We start from the raw sequence: 19,991 nt of genomic DNA on the forward strand, positions 1-19,991 counted from the left end.
ACTACTTGCCCATCAAGGGGCTTTCTTGACGTTCCAGAACGCGAACACCGGCGCGTGCACCAGGCCCGAGAGCTTGGTCGAGTAGACGGTGGGCACGGACATCTGGCCCAGCGGCACGTACAGGCCTTCATCGATGCCGATGCGCTGCACTTCCTCGGCGATCTTCTTCTGTTCCGCGGGGTCGGAGGTCAGCGCCATCTTCGTGCGCAACTCTTCGATCTGCGGGAAGTCGGGCCAGCCGAACCAGGCGTTGTCGCCGTTGGCCGCGGCCGGGGCGGAACGGACCGGGTCCATCACGTCCGTGGCGTACCAGTTGGTGTTGTGGATGTTCCAGCCGCCTTCCGCGGGCGCAGCCTTCGAGGCGCGGCGCGTCGCGACGCTCTGCCAGTCCATCGCGGCCAGGTTGACGTTGAAGCCAGCCTTGCGCAGCGCCTGCGCCATCACCACCGGCTGGGCCGACAGCGTGCCGACGTCGGTCGCGTGCATGACCAGGATGGGCGTGTTGTCGTAGCCCGCTTCCTTCAGCAGCGCCTTGGCCTTCTCGATGTTGGACGGCACCACCATGTCCTTGCCGATGTCGCTTTCCAGCGGCGTGCCGCAACCCCACAGCGAGGCGCAGGTCTTCCAGTATTTCGGATTGCCGACCAGCGCCTTCATGACGTCTTCCTGGCCGATGGCGTACATCGCGGCCTGGCGCACCTTCTTGTTGTTGAAGGGCGGGTACTTGAAGTTGAAGCGGTACATCGTGAAGTAGCCGACCGGGCTGAGCGACTCTTCCTTCAGATCCTTGTTGCCTTCGATCATCGGCAGCAGGTCATAGGGGAACTGCTCGACGAAGTCGATCTCGCCGCCCAGCAGCGCGTTGGCGGTGGTCAGCGCATCCGGCATGACGTCCCATTCGACCTTGTCGACGTTGACGACCTTGCCGCCGGCCAGGCCGCTGGCGGGCTCCTTGCGCGGCACGTAGTCGGCGTTCTTGGCGTAGACGGTCTTCACGCCCGGCTTGAATTCGATGACCTTGAACGGACCCGAGCCGGTCATGTCGGTGATGGGCTGGCCGATGGCCTGTTCGGCGATGCGCTTGGGCATCATGAACGGCGCGGTGCCGGTGGGCTTGGACAGGGCGCGCAGCGCCAGGTCCGTGGGTTCCTTCATGACGATGCGGAAGTTCTTGTCGTCGATGACTTCGATCTTGTCGGTGAACTTCAGCAGCGTGCGGCCCATGCCGTCGCCGGCGGCCCAGCGCTTGATCGAAGCGACGCAGTCCTCGGACGTCACCGGCTTGCCGTCATGCCATTTCTGGCCGTCGCGCAAGGTCATGGTGTAGGTCTTGCCGTCGGGGGAGACTTCCCACTTTTCCAGCATCTGCGGCTGGATCTTGTTGTCGGCGTCGGTAGCCAGCAGGGTGTCGTAAATCATGTAGCCGTGCCACGTCGTGATGTACGCGGTGGTGGCGTGCGGGTCGGTCAGGCGCAGAGGCGAGTGCATCACCGACTTGATGACGGTCTCGGCGTAGGCGCCGTGAGCCATCATCATGGTGGCGCCGGCCAGCGCGGCCGCTCGGACGTACTTCAGCATGAATGTTCCCCTTGATGCGTAGTGAGCGGCGCCATCGCGCCGCTGCGTCGTTGGTCCGCCGCGCGGTGGCGGCGTGCGAGCTTCAGGCGGTAGCGGACCCGCCGGAAAAGACAGGTCCGCAAGGCGCCATTCTGATGCCGGGACGCAACCGTGTCCATGGTTGTTTTGCCGCATCCATCAGCATGGAACCCGGGGCCGCGCACACCAGGATCTTTTCCGCGATGCCAGTGAAATCCGCGCGGAAGTGGGCGGAGCTCTTGACCACCAGGATCGCTGCGCGCTGCGGTTCCACGCCGGCGAAGCGGAACATCTCCTGGTCGGCCATCTGCACCTTGTTGGAGGCGACGATGATGCGTACGCCGCCGATCCGCAGACAGGCGCTGGGGCCCAGGTCCATATGGAAGCCGCGATAGAAGGCGCCGTGCGTATCGAAGCGTCCATCCGAAGTTTTCTCGACGATGAACTCGGTGTCCAGCGGCTCATCGTCGGGAATACCCGAGTGTCCACCCAATGCAATGCGTACCTTGTTTCCAGCGCCCGCGCGGTGGGCGGCCAGCGCGGCCGCGGGGTCGACGATGAGGCCGATGGCGGTGTCGCGCGCATCGTGCCGGATCAGGGCGCGCAACACGCCAGTGGTGTCCGAGCTGCCGCCCGCGCCCGGGTTGTCCTGCGCGTCGGCGATGACCACGGGCTTGTGCGCGTCGCGCGCCAGCCGCATGGCTTCCTGCACGGCTTCGTCGGGCGTGTAGAGTTTGCCGCCGAAGTCGCGTTCCGCGTTGAGCACGGCGCGCGCCATTTCGTCGGCAGCGGCGTCGGCTTCGGCTTGGGTCGCGCCGTAAGCCCACACCGTGGGGGCGCACTCGGGGAAGTCGGCTGCGGGAAAACCCGTGGCGAACGACAGGCTGAGCGCGCCGCGCGTTTCGATGTCGCCCACCATCTGGTACAGGCTGCGCGAGGGTTCGATATCGGTGGACTGCCAGCACAGTGAAATCAGGTAGGGCAGCGCACGCAGGGCCACGCAAGGCCGCGGCGCGCCCGCCAGCCGCCTGGCCAGCAATTCGGCTGCGCGCTGCCCGGTTTCGGCCATGTCGATGTGAGGATAGGTGCGGTAGCAGACCAGCGCGTCGGCGTGGCGCACCATGGCGCGGGTAACGTTGGCGTGCAAGTCCAGGCTGGCGACGACGGGGACGTCCGGACCCACCAGCTCGCGCACGCGCTTGAGCAGTTCGCCTTCGCCATCGTCCAGGTGCTCCGTGACCATGGCGCCGTGCAGATCCAGGTAGACGCCATCCAGCGGCAGCGCCTGCGACAGGCCTTGCAGGATCATCGCGCTGATGCGTTCGAACGCATCCTTGGTGACCGGTCCCGAAGGACTGGCCGCGGCCCAGGTGGTGGGCAGCAAGGTGTGCCGTCCCATGGCTTCAATAAAGCCCGCCACAGGTATGTTGGCGCCCGCCACCGCCTGGAACATCGCTGGCCCGCTGACCAGCTTGGGCCAGCCGCCGCCTTTCTCGGCAAAATCTTCCCACGCCGCGCGCGAAGGCGCGAACGTATTGGTTTCATGCTGAAAGCCGCCTATCCCGATGCGCATCAGGATTCCCCTTGTCGTTTTTGATATGAGGAAGACGCGGCTACGCCGCGCCCATTTCAGTTCCCGCTGCAAACGGGCACAACGCAACTAACTGGCAAGACCGTCCCAAGCGGGGTCGCGCGGATCCGGCTCCGCCGGTCCGCAGCGACGCCCCCTTGAGGGGGAAGCGCGCAGCGCTTCGGGGGTGGGCTCACTTCGCCACAGGCATCGTGAATTCCGCACCCTTGGCGATGCTGTCGGGCCAGCGCTGCATCACGCTCTTGTAGCGGGAATAGAAGCGGATGCCTTCTTCGCCGTAGGCGTGATGGTCGCCGAACAGCGAGCGCTTCCAGCCGCCGAACGAATGCCAGGCCATGGGCACCGGAATCGGCACGTTGATGCCGACCATGCCGACCTTGATCTGGCGCGCGAAGGCGCGCGCCACGCCGCCGTCGGACGTGAAGCAGGCCACGCCATTGCCGAATTCATGGGCGTTGATCAGTTCGACCGCCGAGGCGAAGTCCGGCACGCGCACCACGCACAGCACCGGGCCGAAGATTTCTTCGCGGTAGATGTTCATCGCGGGCTTGACGTGGTCGAACAGCGTGCCGCCGAGGAAGAAGCCCTTTTCGTTGCCCGGCACCTTCAGGCCGCGGCCGTCGACCACCAGCGTCGCGCCGGCGGCGATGCCGTCCTCGATGTAGCCCACGACCTTGCCGCGATGCTGCGAGGTGACGAGCGGGCCCATTTCGGCATCGCCCTGCATGCCGTCCTTGACCACCAGCGCCTTGACGCGCGGCGTCAGGCGTTCGACGACCTTGTCGGCCACGTCGCCCACCGCCACGGCGACCGAGATGGCCATGCAGCGTTCACCGGCCGAGCCGTAGGCCGCGCCCATCAGCGCGTCGGTAACCTGGTCCAGGTCGGCGTCGGGCATGACCACCATGTGGTTCTTGGCGCCGCCCAGCGCCTGCACGCGCTTGCCGCGGCGGGTGCCTTCGGCATAGATGTATTCGGCAATCGGCGTCGAACCGACGAAGGACAGGGCTTCGACGTCGGGATGCGCGATCAGCGCGTCCACCGCCTGCTTGTCGCCGTGCACGACGTTGAACACGCCTTCAGGCAGGCCGGCTTCGGCCAGCAGTTCGGCCAGGCGCACGGACGCCGAGGGATCGCGCTCGGAAGGCTTGAGCACGAAGGTGTTGCCGCAAGCGATGGCCACCGGGAACATCCAGCACGGCACCATCATGGGGAAGTTGAACGGCGTGATGCCGGCCACCACGCCCAGGGCCTGGCGCATGCTCCAGTTGTCGATGCCGCCGCCGATCTGGTCGGAGTACTGGCCTTTCATCAGCTGCGGAATGCCGCAGGCGAATTCGACGATTTCGATGCCGCGCGTGACCTCGCCCTTGGCGTCGGAGAAGACCTTGCCATGTTCGCGCGTGATCAGTTCGGCCAGTTCGTCCTGGTGCTTGTCCAGCAGCGCCTTGAAATTGAACAGGATGCGCGCGCGCTTGAGCGCGGGCGTTTCGGACCAGGCCGGAAACGCGGCCTTGGCAGCGGCCACGGCCAGCGCGACTTCGTCGTTCGACGCCAGCGGAATGGAAGCGGTGACTTCGCCGGTGGCGGGGTTGAAGCCGTCGGCGTAGCGGTTGCTGCGGCCGTCGTAGTGCTGGCCATTGATGAAATGCGGGATCTTCTTCATGGGAACGCTCGAATCTGGGGCTTTGAAAAATGCCACAGGGCGGCCGTCGGCCGCCCAGGCGAAAAACCGCCCCTCGCGGGGCGGCGGACGATCAGGCGACTTCCTTCAGGATGCGGCCGATCTGTTCGAAGATCTGGCCGATCTGCGCCTCTTCGATGATGAGCGGGGGCGAGATCGCGATGATGTCGCCGGTGTAGCGCACCATCAGGCCGTTGTCGAAGCACTTCTGGAAGACTTCGGCGGCGCGCGCGCCGGGAGCGCCGGCGCGCGGCGCCAGCTCGATGCCGCAGACCAGACCCAGATTGCGCACGTCGATGACGTGCGGCGCGCCCTTCAGGCTGTGGGCGGCGTCCTGGAAGGCGCCGGACAGCTTGCGGGCGCGGCCGAACAGGTCTTCGCGGCGGTAGATGTCCAGCGTGGCCAGGATGGCGGCGGCGGCCAGCGGGTGCGCCGAATAGGTGTAGCCGTGGAAGAACTCGATGCCGCCGGCCGGGCCGTTGACGATGGCGTCATGCACTTCGCGCTTGACCGCGACCGCGCCGGCCGGCACGGCGGCATTGCTCACGCCCTTGGCCATGGCGATGATGTCCGGCGTGACGCCGAAGAACTCGGATGCCGTGGCGGCGCCCAGGCGGCCGTAGGCGGTGATGACTTCGTCGAATATCAGCAGGATGCCGTGCTTGGCGGTGATTTCGCGCAGCTTTTCCAGATAGCCCTTGGGCGGGATCAGCACGCCGGTCGAACCTGCCATCGGTTCGACGATGACCGCGGCGATGGTGGACGGGTCGTGCAGCGCGACGATGCGCTCCAGTTCGTCGGCCAGGTGAGCGCCCCAGGCCGGCTGGCCCTTGGAATAGGCGTTCTGCTCGATGTTGTGGGTGTGCGGCAGATGGTCCACGGCGGGCAGCAGCGCGCCGGAGAAGGTCTTGCGGTTGGTCGAGATGCCGCCCACCGAGATGCCGCCGAAGCCCACGCCGTGGTAGCCGCGCTCGCGGCCGATCAGGCGGGTGCGCTGGCCTTCGCCGCGGGCGCGGTGATAGGCCAGGGCGATCTTCAGGCAGGTGTCGACGGATTCGGATCCCGAGTTCGTGAAGAAGACCCGGTCCAGGCCCTGCGGCATCAGGCTGGCGACGGCGGTCGCGGCTTCGAAGGCCAGCGGGTGGCCCAGCTGGAAGCCCGGCGCGTAGTCCATCACGCCTGCCTGTTTGGCGATCGCGGCGACGATTTCCTCGCGGCCGTGGCCGGCGTTGACGCACCACAGGCCGGCCGTGCCGTCCAGGATCTGGCGGCCGTCGGTCGAGGTGTAGTACATGCCCTTGGCGGTCGCCAGCATGCGCGGGTGCGCCTTGAACTGTTTGTTGGCAGTGAAGGGCATCCAGAGGTGGGACAGGTCGGGTAGTTTGTCGGGGACGTTCATGGCGGCTCCAGGGGACGGACAAGCGCTGGACTTGGGCGACGGTTGTGCAGCCAGCGGGATTGAAACGATTCTGGTGCGTCCGGATGGGAATGAAAATATACGATCCGCGCAAATGCGGCTAACTGTATAGTTATGAACGACACAACTGTACAGTTATCTCCGTGATCGATTTCCAGCCCAACCGCGCCCGTGGCCGCGGACAGGCGCCGACCCTGGTCGAGCAGCTGGTCGCCGCCATCCTGCGCGCCATCGAAGAACAGACGCTGCGTCCGGGTATGTCCCTACCTTCGGTGCGCGAGTTTGCGCGCCTCTACGAGGTCAGCACCTTCACGGTGGCCAGCGCCTACAGCAGGCTGGTATCGCTGGGCTGGCTGGCGGCGCGGCCGGGCGCGGGCTATCGGGTCGCGACGCCGGACGCGCCGGCGCGCCCCGTCCAGCCGCCGTCCTGGGAGCCGCCGCGCCTGAACGCCGGCTGGCTGCTGTCGGACATCTTCGCGGACCATTCCATCCCGATCAAATCGGGCTGCGGCTGGCTGCCAGGCGAATGGCTGAACGAGGAGGGGCTGCACATGGCCCTGCGTCACATGGGGCGGGTGCCGGCCATGCGTATCGCGAACTACGGGCATCCTTATGGCTATGCGCCACTGCGCGAGACCATCGCGGCCAGCCTGAGCGCGCAGGGCATGGAGGTCGAGGCCTCGCAGGTCGTGCTGACCCAGGGCGTGACGCATGGGCTGGACATGGTGATACGCACCTTGCTGCGGCCAGGCGACACGGTGGTGGTGGAGCAGCCCGCCTATGCCAATCTGCTGCAGATGCTGCGTTTGGCCGGCTTGCGCGCGGTGTCCGTGCCGCGCACGCCGGACGGGCTGGACTGCGAGGCGCTGGAAGCGGTGGTGGCTCGCCACCGGCCCAGGGCGCTGGTCGTCAACACCGCATTGCAGAACCCGTCGGGCGCCAGCATCAGCATGGCCAATGCCTTCCGCATCCTGCAGGCGGCCGAGCGGCACGGCTTGTGGGTGGTGGAAGACGATATCTCGCGCGAGCTCGCGCCCGGCGTAACGCCCATGCTGGCCGCCCTGGACGGGGCGCGGCGCGTGGTCTACCTGGGCGGCTACTCCAAGGTCATCAGTCCGTCGGTGCGGGTGGGTTATGTGGTGGCGCACCGCGATCTGGCGCGCGACATCGCGCGCACCAAGATGGCGGTGGGCCTGACCTCGCCGGAGATCATGGAGCGCATCGTGCACCAGGTCATCCGCGAGGGCCGCTACCGCGCCCACATCGCCCGCACCCGCGAACGGCTGGCGGAGGCTCATGCGGGCGTGGGCGAGCTGATGGCGCAGCATGGTTTCGAGATCTATGGGAGGCCGCAAGGCGGCCTGTTCCTGTGGGCCAAGGTGGCCGGACAGTGGCGCGAACGCGGCGCCAACGGACTCGCGGAATTGGCGCTGAAAGACGGCATCTGGCTGGCGCCCGGGTCTTACTTCGAGGCGGACGAGGCCGATACGCCCTGGGTGCGCTTCAACGTGGCCTACTCGGAAGCGCCGGCCCTTTGGCGTTTCATGCGCAACGCCGGGGCGGCCGCCTGAGTCACTGCCGCTCGTAAGTCACGAAATCGTATTCGTAGCCGTTTTCGGCCGGCTGCGCTTCGCGCGCCGTTTCCTTCCATTGAAAGGCGGGCAGCAAGGGGAAGAAGGCGTCGCCTTCGACCTCGGCGCGGACTTCGGTGGCCAGCACGCGTTGCGCCAGCGGCAGGGCTTGCGCGTAGATTTGCGCGCCGCCGATCACATAGGCCGCGTCGATGTCGCCGCAGGCCTGGATCGCCGCTTCCAGCGACGGCGCCACGATGGCGCCCGCGGCGCTGAAATCGGGATTGCGGCTGATCACGATGTTGCTGCGGCCGGGCAGCGGCCGGCCCAGCGAGTCCCAGGTCTTGCGGCCCATGATGATGGGGTGGCCCAGGGTGCTGCGCTTGAAATGCGCCAGATCGCCCGGCAGTTTCCAGGGCAGGGCGTTGTCGCGCCCGATGGCGCGATTGGTGGAATAGGCGACGATGAGGGTAAGGCTGGCGGGCATGCGGGGTCGGGACGGTTGGGGTTCGGCCGGTTGGCTACGGCAAGCGTAGCAAATTTGCGCGGCGGCTTGCGCCGCGCCGGCCGCTCAGTCGACCGCGTGTTCCAGGAATTCGGTGGCGGGCATGGGTTTGCCCAGCAGGAAGCCCTGTAGCGAATCGCAGCCCAGGCCGGTCAGGAACTTCTGCTGCGCCGGCGTTTCCACGCCCTCAGCCACGATGCGCAGGTTGAGCTGCTGCGCCAGCGCGACAATGGCCGACACGATGGCCGCGTCTTCGTTGTCGTTTTCCAGCTGGTTGACGAAGCCGCGGTCGATCTTCAGCTCGGTGGCCGGCAGCCGCTTCAGATAGAGCAGGCTGGAATAGCCGGTGCCGAAGTCGTCGATCGAAATCGTCACGCCCAGGTTCGACAGGCGCTTGAGCACCGCCAGGCTGGCCTCGGCGTCGCGCATGGCGGTGGATTCGGTCACTTCCAAGGTCAGGCAGGCCGGCGGCACGCCATGGCGTTCCAAGGCCGAGCGCACCGTTTCCACCAGGCTGGCGTGGGCGAACTGCAACGCTGAAATATTGACGGCGATGGTCCAGTGGCCCTGGCCCGCGTTGATCCATTCACGCATCTGGCGGCAGGCCTCGTTGATCACCCATTCGCCGATGGACAGGATCAGGCCGGTCTTTTCCGCCGTGGGGATGAACTGGTCCGGGCCAACCAGGCCGCGGGTCGGATGGTTCCAGCGCAGCAGCGCCTCGGCGCCGATGATCGGGCCGGCGGGCGCTTCGTACTTGGGCTGGTAGTGTAGGACGAGCTGGTTGCGTTCCTGCGCCAGGCGCAGGTCGTGCAGCAGTTCGATCTGCTCGTGCGCGTCCGCGTTCATGGACGGTTCGAAGAAACTGTAGCCAGTGCCGCCCAGGCGCTTGGCGTGGTACATCGCCGCGTCGGCGTTGGTCAGCAGGGCGTGGGTGTCCTGGCCGTCGTTGGGATAGATGGCGATGCCCACGCTCGAGGTCACCATCACCTCATGCCCGTAGACCGTGACGGGGCGGGCGATGGCGTCGATGAGACGGTCGGCCACATTGGCCGCGTCGGTGGGTTCGACCACTTCGCTCAGTACGATGAACTCGTCACCGCCCAGGCGCGCCACCGTGTCCTGTGTGCGCAAGGTCTGGCGGATGCGCTGCGCCAGGTCGATCAGCAGGGCGTCGCCGGTGTGGTGTCCGTACGCGTCGTTGACCGCCTTGAAGCCGTCCAGGTCGAAGAACAGCACCGCGAAATAGCCCTTGCGCCGGCTGGCGCTTTCGATCGCCTGCTCCAGCCGGTCTTCCAGCAGGATGCGGTTGGGCAACTTGGTCAGCGTGTCGTGCAGCGCCAGTTGCACCAGTTCTTCATTGGCCTCGGCCAGCGATGAAGCCAGGGCCGAGGTGCGCGCCTCCAGCCGGTTGTCCAGCACCGCGACCAGCAGGGCGATGGCCAGCACGCTCAGGGTCACGGCGGTCACGGCGATGGCCAGCCAGCCGGCCGAAATGCCGCTGTTGGCCGCCATGCAGATACTGCCCGCGGGGAAGCCGGCGGCGGCCATGCCGGTGTAGTGCATGCCGACGATGGCGATGCCCATGATCGCTGCCGCCAGCGGCCGCGACCAGACCACGCGGGGGCCGCCGTGGCGCAGCCGGTAGGTGATCCATAGCGCCGCGCCGGAGGCGGCCACGGCAATCACGATGGACAGTGCGAACCATTTGGCGTCATAGACAATGCCGGGCTCCATGAGCATGGCGGCCATGCCGAGGTAATGCATCGCCGCGATGCCGGCGCCCATGAGCAGGGCGCCGATCACCAGCCGCCGCCGCGGCAGCTCGTCCTTGCTCACGGTCCACAGGGCGAAGGCGGAGCAGCCGATGGCGATGACCAGCGACAGGACGGTCAGCGGCAGGTCGTAACCCATGGGAATGGGCAGGCTGAAGGCCAGCATGCCCACGAAATGCATGGACCAGATGCCCACGCCCATCGCGAACGCGCCGCCCGCCAGCCAGTAGCGCGCGCTGGGCAACCCGTTCGAGGCTCTGACGCGGTTGGCCATGCCCAACGCCGTGTAGGACGCCAGGATGGCGACTCCTAGAGATACGAGGACGAGCGAAGGGTTATAAGTTCCGACGAGCATTGGTAGGGTCCTGTCCTTGGCGCATGCTGCCGCCGCGCGGGCTTCATATCAATTCAATTGGTAGTCTATGGTTGCAAGTCGGTCGCAAGACAGAATTCGGCGGTCGACGCTGGTGATACACGTGCTCTCTTTTTGGGAAGGGGAGTGCGGCTGAGCAACGCCTGCGGACGGCGCTGCCGGGCGAACGGCCCGGTTTCGCTGCGAGCGACAGGCACGGCGCGGCAGGTGCCGGTCGGAAGCAATGGCGCGCGGGCATTTCTGGACGCGCGCCCATGGCTAAGGGATGGGTTATACCGAAAACGCGCTTCCAGAAGCTCACCAATCTTCACCTGCGGCCCAGGGCACGCAGGCAGCCACTGTCTACACGGCCATGGCGGCGGTGAGGGGGGCGTGATGGGTGTAGCCCGACAACGAAAAGTCGCCTGGTTCCACCTTCTCCAGCCATTCGGGCTCGTAGCGTCCGGTGACCGCAAAATCGGGAATGCGGTCCGACAGCACCAGCGTGGGCGCTTCGTAGGGCTCGCGCGTGAGTTGCTCACGCAGCATCGGCAGGTGGTTTTCGTAGATGTGCGCGTCGCCGATGAAATAGGTGAACCAGCGCGGCGTGTAGCCGGTCAGTCGGCCAACCAGATGCAGCAGGGCCGCGCCTTCCGTGAGGTTGAATGGCGTACCCAAACCGACGTCGTTGGAACGGATGTACAGGCACAGCGATATTTCGCGGGTGGTCGCGTTCGGCAGGAATTGATAGAGCAGGTGGCAGGGGGGCAGCGCCATTTCCTCGATCTGCGCCCAGTTCCAGCCGTGGAACAGGATGCGGCGGTCGCCCGGCCGTTCGTGGATGGTGTCCAGGCATTGCCGCAGCTGGTCCACCGCCTTGTAGAGCAGCACCTTGGGCGCGCCGCCTTCCTCCAGATCGGCGACCTTGGCGTAGCCGCGCGACAGGGCGTCGGCGATCTGCGCCGAGCGGCTGGCGTCCAGCATCTTGTAGGCCGGCCACTGGCGCCATTGCACGCCGTAGACCGGGCCCAGGTCGTCGGGACCTTCGCGGTACGGGTTGGCCAGCCACTGGCTGTTCTCGTTGGCATTCTGGTCCCAGACCTTGCAGCCCAGCTCGCGGAATTCCGCCGCGCTGCGCGAGGCGCGCAAGAAACCCACCATTTCGCCGATGGCGGACTTGAAGGCCAGCTTCTTGGTGGTGACAGCGGGGAAGCCCTTCTGCAGGTCGAAGCGCAGCGACGCGCCCGGCATGCTCAGGGTGCGTATGCCCGTGCGGTTCTCCTGCCACGCGCCGGTGTCCAGGATGGATTGAACGAGGTCCAGGTATTGTTTCATGGCGGTCCTTGCGCACGCTCGCCCGGCGGGTGACGCAGACAGCCGCCGCGAACGGATCGCGGCGGCTCTTATAAGTTACGGATAGACGAATTACACCACGCGGGCGCGGTTCAGGCCGCGGCGGGCGTTTCCTGCGTGTCGACGATCTCGACCGAGAAGGTCAGCGCCGCGGTTTTCTCCAGCATGGCCGAGGCCGAGCAGTATTTTTCGTGCGACAGCTGCACTGCGCGTTCGACCGCGGCGCGCGGCAGGTTGCGGCCGGTGACGGTGAAGGCGAAATGGATGCGGGTGAAGACCTTGGGGTCGGCATCGGCGCGGTCGGCCTGGAGCTTGACGCTGCAGCCGCTGACGGCGTGGCGTCCGCGCTTGAGGATCAGCACCACGTCGTAGGCGGTGCAGCCGCCGGTACCGGCCAGCAGCATTTCCATGGGACGGGGGGCCAGATTGTGCCCGCCGCCGTCCACGGCGCCGTCCATGACGGCCACGTGGCCGCTGCCGGTGCTGGCGGTGAAGAGCATGCCGTTCGGGCCGCCCCAGTCGATCGTGCATTCCATATTGTCGTGTCCTTGAGCTTGAGCGCTGTCAATGGCTGATGATACCTGTTGCGTACAATTCCGGGCATGAGAGCCCCGCCCCGCATCAGGGGTGTGCGTGCCAGCCTTGCCGAGGAGTTGTCCCATGTCCACCGCTCTGTCCCGCCCCAGCCCCGTTTCCTTCCTGCGCCGCATCAGCCCCGTGGATGCGCTGCTGGCCGAGGCCGACCGCGCGTTGCGGGTGCTGTCCGGCAGCGCCACTGCCGGCCGCCCGTATCCGGCCACTGCCGACGAGGCGCCGCAAGCCCTGTCGGCCCAGGAAAAGCGCCACGCGGCCGGCCTGATGCGGGTGAATCATGTGGGCGAGGTCTGCGCCCAGGCGCTGTACCGGGGCCAGGCTTCGGTATGCCGAGAGCCCGCGCCCCGAGCCCTGCTGCTGAACGCGGCCTCCGAGGAAGTGGACCACCTGGCCTGGTGCAATCAGCGGCTGACGGAACTGGGCAGCCGCCCCAGCCTGCTGAATCCGGTCTGGTACGCGGGTTCGTTTGCGCTTGGCGTGCTGGCCAGCTACGCCGGCGTGCCGCGCAACCTGGGTTTCATGGCGGAAACCGAAAAGCAGGTCGAAGCGCATCTGGAAGAACATCTGCGCACCTTGCCGGTGCAGGACGAGCGCTCGCGCCAGATCGTGCACAAGATGAAAGAGGACGAGGCGCAGCATCGCGCCAGCGCGGAAGCGGCGGGCGGTGTTCCTTTGCCGGCGCCGGTAAAGGCCGCGATGCGGGCCATGTCGAAGGTCATGACGACCACCGCTTACTGGGTCTGATACGCCTGAAACGTGAAATGTTGCAATGCGCAAAAATAGCTGCAAGTTGGTGCCGGGCGCACCATCTCGGTGCAAAATCCAGAGCGGGATAACCCGATAGAGGCTAGGGTAAGCCCCGGGCGGGTTTACCCATTTGGCAAAAACCCTGTTTTTGGAATAGCCATTGATTGGCGCGGGTTTCCAGAGGGGAGTCCAGGACTTTGCGGCAAATTTGCAACGCGAAAAATCTCTTGCGCGACAGGCTAAAAAAATTCTTGCATCGCACAAAAAACCTCGGTACTATTCATACATCGGATGTTGAAACGCAGTCGGCGCGGTGCAAAACCCCGAAAGCGTAGCGAGCGGAAGGCCAGCTCCCAACATGCCACGGTTGTCTCCTCCACCCTCCTCCTTTGGTGGATTTAGCCCGAGATCTCACGATCTCGGGCTTTTTTTTCGATGTTTTTGATGTGTCCCCATTTAGCTGTGACGGAGTATCGCCTGTAGCCCTGCCTGGCACTTCCGTCAGAGGGCGGCCTTCGCGTTTTCCCTTGGATATTTCGCGTGCGTCAGGGCGGAAAGTTCTACAATCGTTCCATGAAACCCCTATTTCCGCGCCTGCGCGGTTTCGCCTTGGCGATCCTGCCAAATGACAGTTTCTGCCTGGGACTGGCGACATGGCGCAATGCGTTACGTTCTGTGCCGGTGAATTGCACTTCCTTATTCCTCCCATATATGGGCGTTACACCTGCCACCGATAATGGCGGGCCTGTCTCGATAGACCAACCAGAGGTGACTCGGTGACCTGGCTGTACATTTGCGTGGTCGCATTCATGGTGGGGGGACTCATCGTGGCGTCGGAGCGCTGGCATGGCGCCTTCACCGGCGACAGCGACCTCAACAAGCCCCAAGCCAACCATTCCCGCGCCACGCCTCGCGTCGGCGGGCTGGCCGTGCTCGCGGGTACGCTGGCGGGCCTGCTGGTCCTCGGACCCAGCAACATGACGCTGACCTGGCTTTGGCCCGCGCTGTTCGTTGCGGCGCTGCCCGTGTTCGTGGCAGGCCTGCTCGAAGACATCACCAAGGACATCGGCGCCAGCAAGCGCCTGCTGGCTGCCTTCCTGTCGGCCGCGATCGCCTGGTGGCTGCTGGGCGGCGTCAGCCGCGTGGGGATGGCGCCGGTGGATTACGTGCTGTCCTTCTGGCCGGTGTCGCTGCTGTTCACCATGTTCGCGGTGGGCGGCTGTACGCACGCGCTGAATATCGTTGACGGCATGAACGGCCTGGCCGGCATGGTGGCCACGCTGATGGCCGTCTCGATCAGCCTGGTGGCGCTGCAAGTGGGCGACGTGCCGATTTTCCTGGTGGCGGCGGCGCTGGCCTCGGCCACGCTGGGCTTCCTGGTCTGGAACTTCCCGTTCGGGCGCGTGTTCCTGGGCGATGGCGGCGCGTACTTCCTGGGCTTCATGCTGGCCGAGCTGGCCGTGCTGCTGGTGGTGCGCAATCCTTCGGTGTCGCCGTTCTACGCGCTGGCCGTATTGTTCTATCCCGTCTTCGAAACCGGTTTTTCGATCTGGCGCCGGCGCTTCAAGCGCGGCGTGCCCGTGGACCAGCCGGATGCGCTGCACTTGCACCAACTGGTGTTCCGCCGTCTGGTGCGGGTCACGTTCAGCCGCGGCCGGCGGCATGCGGTGCCCGCGCTGTGCAATGCGCTGGCCTCGCCTTACATGTGGGTGCTGGCCCTGATCGGCCTGGTGCCCGCGACCATCTGGTGGGACAACGCCTGGGCGCTTTGCGCCAGCCTGGTGGTGTTCGCCGCCGTCTATATCTGGCTGTATTCGCGGCTCGTGTCCTGGCGCCGGCCAGGCTGGCTGCTGCTGCCATCCGTTTTGCGGACTTCCGATTAGTTTTGGGCGCCCCGGCGGCTGCCGCCGGGGGCTCGGTAATCTTTTCTTAATTACCCGACCATATTTGAAATGCCGTAATCGTTCTACGGTGAAGGGAGAGTTATGTTGCGAATTCAGGATGTGAAACTCGCTGTTGTCGGCCTGGGCTATGTCGGCCTGCCCCTGGCGGTGGAGTTCGGCAAGAAGCGTTCGGTCATCGGGTTCGATATCAATACGCGTCGCATCGACGCGCTCAAGGCGGGCCACGACCATACGCTGGAAGTCAGCGATGAAGAGCTGAAGGAAGCAACCCAGCTGAGCTACACGGCGGACCGCGCCGTGCTGGGCCAGGCCAACGTGTTCATCGTGACCGTGCCGACCCCCATCGACGAATACAAGCAGCCGGACCTGACCCCGCTGGTCAAGGCCAGCGAGACCATCGGCGCCGTGCTCAAGCGCGGCGACATCGTCATCTACGAATCCACCGTTTATCCTGGCGCCACGGAAGAAGACTGCGTGCCGGTGCTGGAGCGCGTGTCGGGCCTGAAGTTCAACGTGGACTTCTACGCCGGCTACAGCCCCGAGCGTATCAATCCGGGCGACAAGGACCACCGCGTCAGCACCATCAAGAAGGTCACCTCCGGCTCGACGCCCGAAGTGGCCGAGCTGGTCGACCAGCTGTACAAGCAGATCATCACCGCCGGCACGCACAAGGCGTCCAGCATCCGCGTGGCCGAGGCTGCCAAGGTCATCGAGAACACGCAGCGTGACGTGAACATCGCGCTGATCAACGAGCTGGCCCTGATCTTCAACAAGATGGGCATCGACACCGAAGCCGTGTTGCAGGCAGCCGGCACCAAATGGAACTTCCTGCCGTTCCGTCCGGGCCTGGTCGGCGGCCACTGCATCGGCGTGGATCCGTACTACCTGACCCACAAGGCGCAATCCATCGGCTACCACCCCGAGATCATCCTGGCGGGCCGCCGCCTGAACGACTCGATGGGCAGCTACGTGGTGTCGCAACTGGTCAAGGCCATGACCAAGCGCCGTATCCACGTGCAGGGCGCCCGTGTGCTGGTGATGGGCCTGGCCTTCAAGGAAAACTGCCCCGACCTGCGCAACACGCGCATCGTGGACATCGTCAAGGAACTGGGCGACTACAACGTCGACGTCGACGTGTACGACCCGTGGGTCGATCCCGAAGAAGCCATGCACGAATACGGCCTGACCCCGGTGGCCAAGCCCGACGAAGGCAAGTACGACGCCGTGATCCTGGGCGTGGCGCACAATCAGTTCAAGGCGATGGGCGCGGAAGGCATCCGCAAGCTCGGCAAGGCGCAGCACATCCTGTATGACCTGAAGTACGTGCTTTCGCCTTCCGAATCCGATCTGCGCCTGTAAGGACTGCCCATGACCACACGCTTTGAGACCATCAAGAAGGAACTGTCTGCCGCGCCGCGCAAATGGCTGGTGACCGGCTGCGCCGGTTTCATCGGGTCGAACCTGCTGGAGACCCTGCTGAAGCTGGGCCAGACCGTGACCGGCCTGGACAACTTCGCCACCGGCCATCAGCACAACCTGGACGAGGTGCGCGACTCGGTCACGCCCGAGCAGTGGGCGCGCTTTACCTTTATCGAAGGCGACATCCGTGACCTGGAAGCCTGCCGCCGCGCGGCGCAGGGCGTCGATTTCGTGCTGCACCAGGCCGCGCTGGGTTCGGTGCCGCGCTCTTTGAAGGATCCGATCACCACCAATGAGGTGAACATCGGCGGTTTCCTGAACATGCTGGTGGCGGCGCGCGATGCCGAAGTCAAATCCTTCGTCTACGCAGCCTCGAGCTCGACCTATGGCGACCACCCGGCCTTGCCCAAGGTCGAGGAGAACATTGGCAATCCCCTGTCGCCGTATGCGGTCACCAAGTACGTCAATGAACTCTACGCGGACGTCTTCGCGCGCTCCTACGGCTTCGAGTCGGTCGGCCTGCGCTACTTCAACGTGTTCGGCAAGCGGCAGGACCCCAACGGCGCCTATGCGGCCGTGATCCCCAAGTGGACGGCCGCGATGATCCAGGGCGAAGACGTCACCATCAACGGCGACGGCGAGACCAGCCGCGATTTCTGCTTCGTGGACAACGCGGTGCAGGCCAACATTCTCGCGGCCATGGCCGCGCCGGAAGGCCGCAACCAGGTCTACAACGTGGCGGTCAGCGGCCGCAGCACCTTGAACCAACTGTTCGGCTTCCTGGTGCAAGCCCTGGGCAATCAAGACGTGGCTTATGGCAAGAAGCCGGTCTACGCCGACTTCCGCGCCGGCGACGTGCGCCATTCGCAGGCGGACGTCAGCAAGGCGGGCCGGTTGCTGGGCTACGAGCCGACGCACACCGTGCTGCAAGGCCTGGAAGTGGCCATGCCCTGGTACACGCAATTCCTGCGTTGATTTGAAAGCACTCGTCAGAAAACTCGGCAGCATCCACCCGGACCATCAGCGCATCTTCAAGGGCGCCTTCCGGGTGGCGGTGTTTCTGCTGCTGGGCAAGGCCGCCGGCGCCATCAAGGAGATGGCGGTGGCGTACCGCTACGGCGTCAGCGACGCCGTGGACGCCTACCAGTTCACGATGACCATGGCTACCTGGCTGCCGGTCACCATCGTGGGCGTGCTGTCGGTGGTCCTGATCCCGGTGCTGGTGCGGCTGCGCCGCGCCGATGCCGCCGAAAGAAATCTGTTCATCCGCGAACTGCAGGGCTGGGTGGCGGCCGCAGGCATCGCGCTGGCGCTGCTGACCTGGTTCGCCTGGCCGCAGGTGGTCGGCGTGCTGGGCCAGGGCTTGTCGGCCCGTGTGAGCGACATGACGGGCCAGCTGCTTGCCGCGTTCGCGCCGGTGTCGGCGCTGCTGCTCGTCGCCGGCATCAGCGCTGCGCGGCTGCGGGCGCAGGAAAGACACGTCAATACCCTGCTGGACAGCGTACCGGCCGTGGCGACGCTGGCCTGGGTGATGCTGGCCGCCAGCGCCGACGGCGTCGGGCCGCTGCTGTGGGGCACGCTGGTCGGCTACGCGATCCAGACGGTCTGGCTGGCGTGGCTGGCGGCGCGCGCCGATGGCGGTTTCTGGGGCGCGCCCCGGCTGACGCTGCAATCGCCGCATTGGCCCGAACTGCTGGGGGCCGCGGGCGTGATGCTGATCGGCCAGGTGGCCATGAGTTTCGTCGGTCCGCTGGACCAGTACGCCGCCGCCAACCTGGGCGCGAACGCCAACGCCACGCTGGGCTACGCCAGCCGGCTGTTGTCGCTGGTGCTGGGGATCGGCGCCGTGTCAGTGGGGCGGGCGGCCTTGCCGGTGCTGGCCGATGTGCAAGCGCGGGGCGATACCGCTCGTGCGCGCGGCATGGCTCTCAAATGGTCGGTGCTGATGGTGGCCGCAGGCGCTGTTGCCGTCGCCGTGGGCTGGGTGCTGGCGCCGTGGGGCGTGTCCGTGCTTTTCCAGCGCGGCGCCTTCACCGCCGAGAATACCCAGGCCGTGGCGCATGTGTTCCGCTGGGGGCTGCTGCAGTTGCCGTTCTATTTTGGCGTGCTGATCCTGGTGCAACTGCTGGCCAGCCAGAACCGCTATCGTGTGATGGCAGCCATCGCCGTCGCCAATTTCGCCCTGAAGGCGGTGTTGAACACCGTGCTGGCGCCCAGGATGGGCGCGGCCGGCATCATGCTGGCGACCAGCCTCATGTATCTGTTGTCCTTTGCCTGCTACCTGGCGGTGGCGATGCGCAAAGTTGAACCCAAAGAGGCCGATTGAATGCCCGTGACCGATACTGGCCCGGCGCCGCGCGTCCTGTTGTTCATCCACTCCCTGCATGGCGGCGGCGCGGAACGCGTGGCTGCGGACCTGAGCGCGCACTGGGCGGACATGGGCCGGGAAGTCATGGTGGTGACGCAGGCCAGCGCAGAGGGCGACGTCTACACGCTGCACCCCAAGGTGCGTCGCGAGGTCCTGCATACGGCGGGCGAGGGCGGTGGTCTGCGCGGCATCTGGAGCAATGTGCAACGGGTGCGCGCCTTGCGCCGCGTGATCAAGTCGTTCCGCCCGGACATCGTGCTGGGCATGATGACGACGGCGTCGGTGCTGTCGGTGTTGGCTTGCGCGGGCCTGTCCTGCCGGGTGATCGCCACCGAACATACGCATCCGCCTTCGCAGACGCTGTCGGGCTTCTGGCAGCGCCTGCGTCGGCTGACGTATCCGCGAGCGGCCAGCGTGGTCGCGCTGACACGCGGCACCGCCGACTGGCTGGCGCAGCACGTGCCGGGCAGCAAGCTGGCCGTCATTCCCAACCCGGTACACTTTCCCCTGCCGCGAGCCGAACCGGTTCTGACCCCGGTGTCGGGCGACGGCCGCAAGCGCCTGCTGGCGGTGGGCCGTCTGCACGCCGACAAGGGTTTCGACCTGCTGATCCAGGCCTACGCGCAATTGGCGGCGTCGCATCCCGGTTGGGATCTGGTTATCCTGGGCGAGGGCGACGAGCGGCCCGCCCTGGAGGCGCAAGTGCGCGAGGCTGGTCTGGCGTCGCGGATTTTCATGCCGGGGCGAGCAGGCAACGTCGGCGACTGGTATGAAAGCGCCGATCTGTACGTGCTGACCTCGCGCTTCGAAGGGCTGTCCAATACCCTGCTCGAATCCATGGCGAGCGGGCTGGCCGCCGTATCGTTCGACTGCGACACGGGGCCGCGCGAGATCATCCGCGAAGGCGTGGACGGCGTGCTGGTGCGCCCCAATGGCGACGTGCCCGCGCTGTGCAAGGCGCTGGACGCCGTCATGCGCAATGACGCGGACCGCGCGCGCATGGCGCAGGCGGCGATCGACGTGCGCGACCGTTTTTCGGCCGCGCGCGTGCTGCAGAAATGGCAGGAACTTTTTGACGGCGTGCGCGGAACCGGCCGTTGAGGCCGCGCGTCGCG

Annotated in this window: 15 protein-coding genes; 7 read left to right on the top strand and 8 right to left on the bottom strand. The window is 66.0% G+C overall.

Features of this window, described 5'->3' with window-relative positions:
• Window positions 1-12: 12 nt before the first annotated feature.
• From NGK62_RS16100 to aptA, 4 genes are all read right to left on the bottom strand, one after another.
• Window positions 13-1,578, bottom strand: a complete 1,566-nt coding sequence (locus NGK62_RS16100; RefSeq protein ID WP_054451985.1) for an ABC transporter substrate-binding protein — start codon at window positions 1,576-1,578, stop codon at window positions 13-15.
• An 82-nt stretch (window positions 1,579-1,660) separates the two neighbouring features.
• The gene (locus NGK62_RS16105; protein WP_251879168.1) at window positions 1,661-3,169 is read right to left on the bottom strand and encodes a M81 family metallopeptidase; all 1,509 of its coding nucleotides are present in this window, start codon (window positions 3,167-3,169) and stop codon (window positions 1,661-1,663) included.
• A 190-nt stretch (window positions 3,170-3,359) separates the two neighbouring features.
• Complete coding sequence (locus NGK62_RS16110; protein WP_059371319.1) at window positions 3,360-4,853, bottom strand: CoA-acylating methylmalonate-semialdehyde dehydrogenase; 1,494 nt, start codon at window positions 4,851-4,853, stop codon at window positions 3,360-3,362.
• Between the two features lie 91 nt (window positions 4,854-4,944).
• Window positions 4,945-6,270: an omega-aminotransferase AptA gene (gene aptA, locus NGK62_RS16115; protein ID WP_165867756.1), complete on the bottom strand. Its 1,326-nt coding sequence runs from the start codon at window positions 6,268-6,270 to the stop codon at window positions 4,945-4,947.
• A gap of 161 nt (window positions 6,271-6,431) precedes the next feature.
• Between aptA and NGK62_RS16120 the strand changes: the two genes are divergently transcribed.
• Window positions 6,432-7,859, top strand: a complete 1,428-nt coding sequence (locus NGK62_RS16120) for an aminotransferase-like domain-containing protein (RefSeq protein WP_118931382.1) — start codon at window positions 6,432-6,434, stop codon at window positions 7,857-7,859.
• A 1-nt stretch (window position 7,860) separates the two neighbouring features.
• Here NGK62_RS16120 and NGK62_RS16125 read toward each other — a convergent pair whose 3' ends face one another.
• The 4 genes from NGK62_RS16125 to NGK62_RS16140 form a co-directional block, all read right to left on the bottom strand.
• A complete protein-coding gene (locus tag NGK62_RS16125; RefSeq protein WP_059371322.1) occupies window positions 7,861-8,346 on the bottom strand; it encodes a dihydrofolate reductase in 486 nt (161 codons plus the stop codon).
• Window positions 8,347-8,430: 84 nt separating this feature from the next.
• Window positions 8,431-10,494, bottom strand: coding sequence for a putative bifunctional diguanylate cyclase/phosphodiesterase (locus tag NGK62_RS16130; protein ID WP_118931381.1), 2,064 nt, complete (start codon window positions 10,492-10,494; stop codon window positions 8,431-8,433).
• A gap of 360 nt (window positions 10,495-10,854) precedes the next feature.
• A complete protein-coding gene (locus tag NGK62_RS16135; protein ID WP_059371324.1) occupies window positions 10,855-11,826 on the bottom strand; it encodes a thymidylate synthase in 972 nt (323 codons plus the stop codon).
• A gap of 110 nt (window positions 11,827-11,936) precedes the next feature.
• A complete protein-coding gene (locus NGK62_RS16140; RefSeq protein WP_088142589.1) occupies window positions 11,937-12,380 on the bottom strand; it encodes an OsmC family protein in 444 nt (147 codons plus the stop codon).
• 124 nt (window positions 12,381-12,504) lie between these two features.
• On the opposite strand from NGK62_RS16140, the gene coq7 reads away from it, so the two are divergent.
• The 6 genes from coq7 (at window position 12,505) to NGK62_RS16170 (ending at window position 19,977) form a co-directional block, all read left to right on the top strand.
• A complete protein-coding gene (gene coq7 / locus NGK62_RS16145) occupies window positions 12,505-13,182 on the top strand; it encodes a 2-polyprenyl-3-methyl-6-methoxy-1,4-benzoquinone monooxygenase (protein ID WP_118931380.1) in 678 nt (225 codons plus the stop codon).
• Window positions 13,183-13,961: 779 nt separating this feature from the next.
• On the top strand, window positions 13,962-15,068 hold the full coding sequence (locus tag NGK62_RS16150) for an MraY family glycosyltransferase (protein ID WP_013396215.1): 1,107 nt from the start codon (window positions 13,962-13,964) through the stop codon (window positions 15,066-15,068).
• A 102-nt stretch (window positions 15,069-15,170) separates the two neighbouring features.
• Window positions 15,171-16,448, top strand: a complete 1,278-nt coding sequence (gene tviB / locus NGK62_RS16155; RefSeq protein ID WP_251879169.1) for a Vi polysaccharide biosynthesis UDP-N-acetylglucosamine C-6 dehydrogenase TviB — start codon at window positions 15,171-15,173, stop codon at window positions 16,446-16,448.
• Between the two features lie 9 nt (window positions 16,449-16,457).
• Window positions 16,458-17,483: an SDR family oxidoreductase gene (locus NGK62_RS16160; protein WP_059371328.1), complete on the top strand. Its 1,026-nt coding sequence runs from the start codon at window positions 16,458-16,460 to the stop codon at window positions 17,481-17,483.
• A 1-nt stretch (window position 17,484) separates the two neighbouring features.
• A complete protein-coding gene (murJ, locus tag NGK62_RS16165) occupies window positions 17,485-18,834 on the top strand; it encodes a murein biosynthesis integral membrane protein MurJ (RefSeq protein WP_251879171.1) in 1,350 nt (449 codons plus the stop codon).
• Window positions 18,835-19,977: a glycosyltransferase family 4 protein gene (locus tag NGK62_RS16170; RefSeq protein ID WP_251879173.1), complete on the top strand. Its 1,143-nt coding sequence runs from the start codon at window positions 18,835-18,837 to the stop codon at window positions 19,975-19,977.
• The last annotated feature ends 14 nt before the right edge of the window (window positions 19,978-19,991 follow it).

The sequence above is a fragment of the Achromobacter sp. Marseille-Q4954 genome, assembly GCF_943737025.1.
Classification (GTDB): domain Bacteria; phylum Pseudomonadota; class Gammaproteobacteria; order Burkholderiales; family Burkholderiaceae_B; genus Achromobacter; species Achromobacter bronchisepticus_A.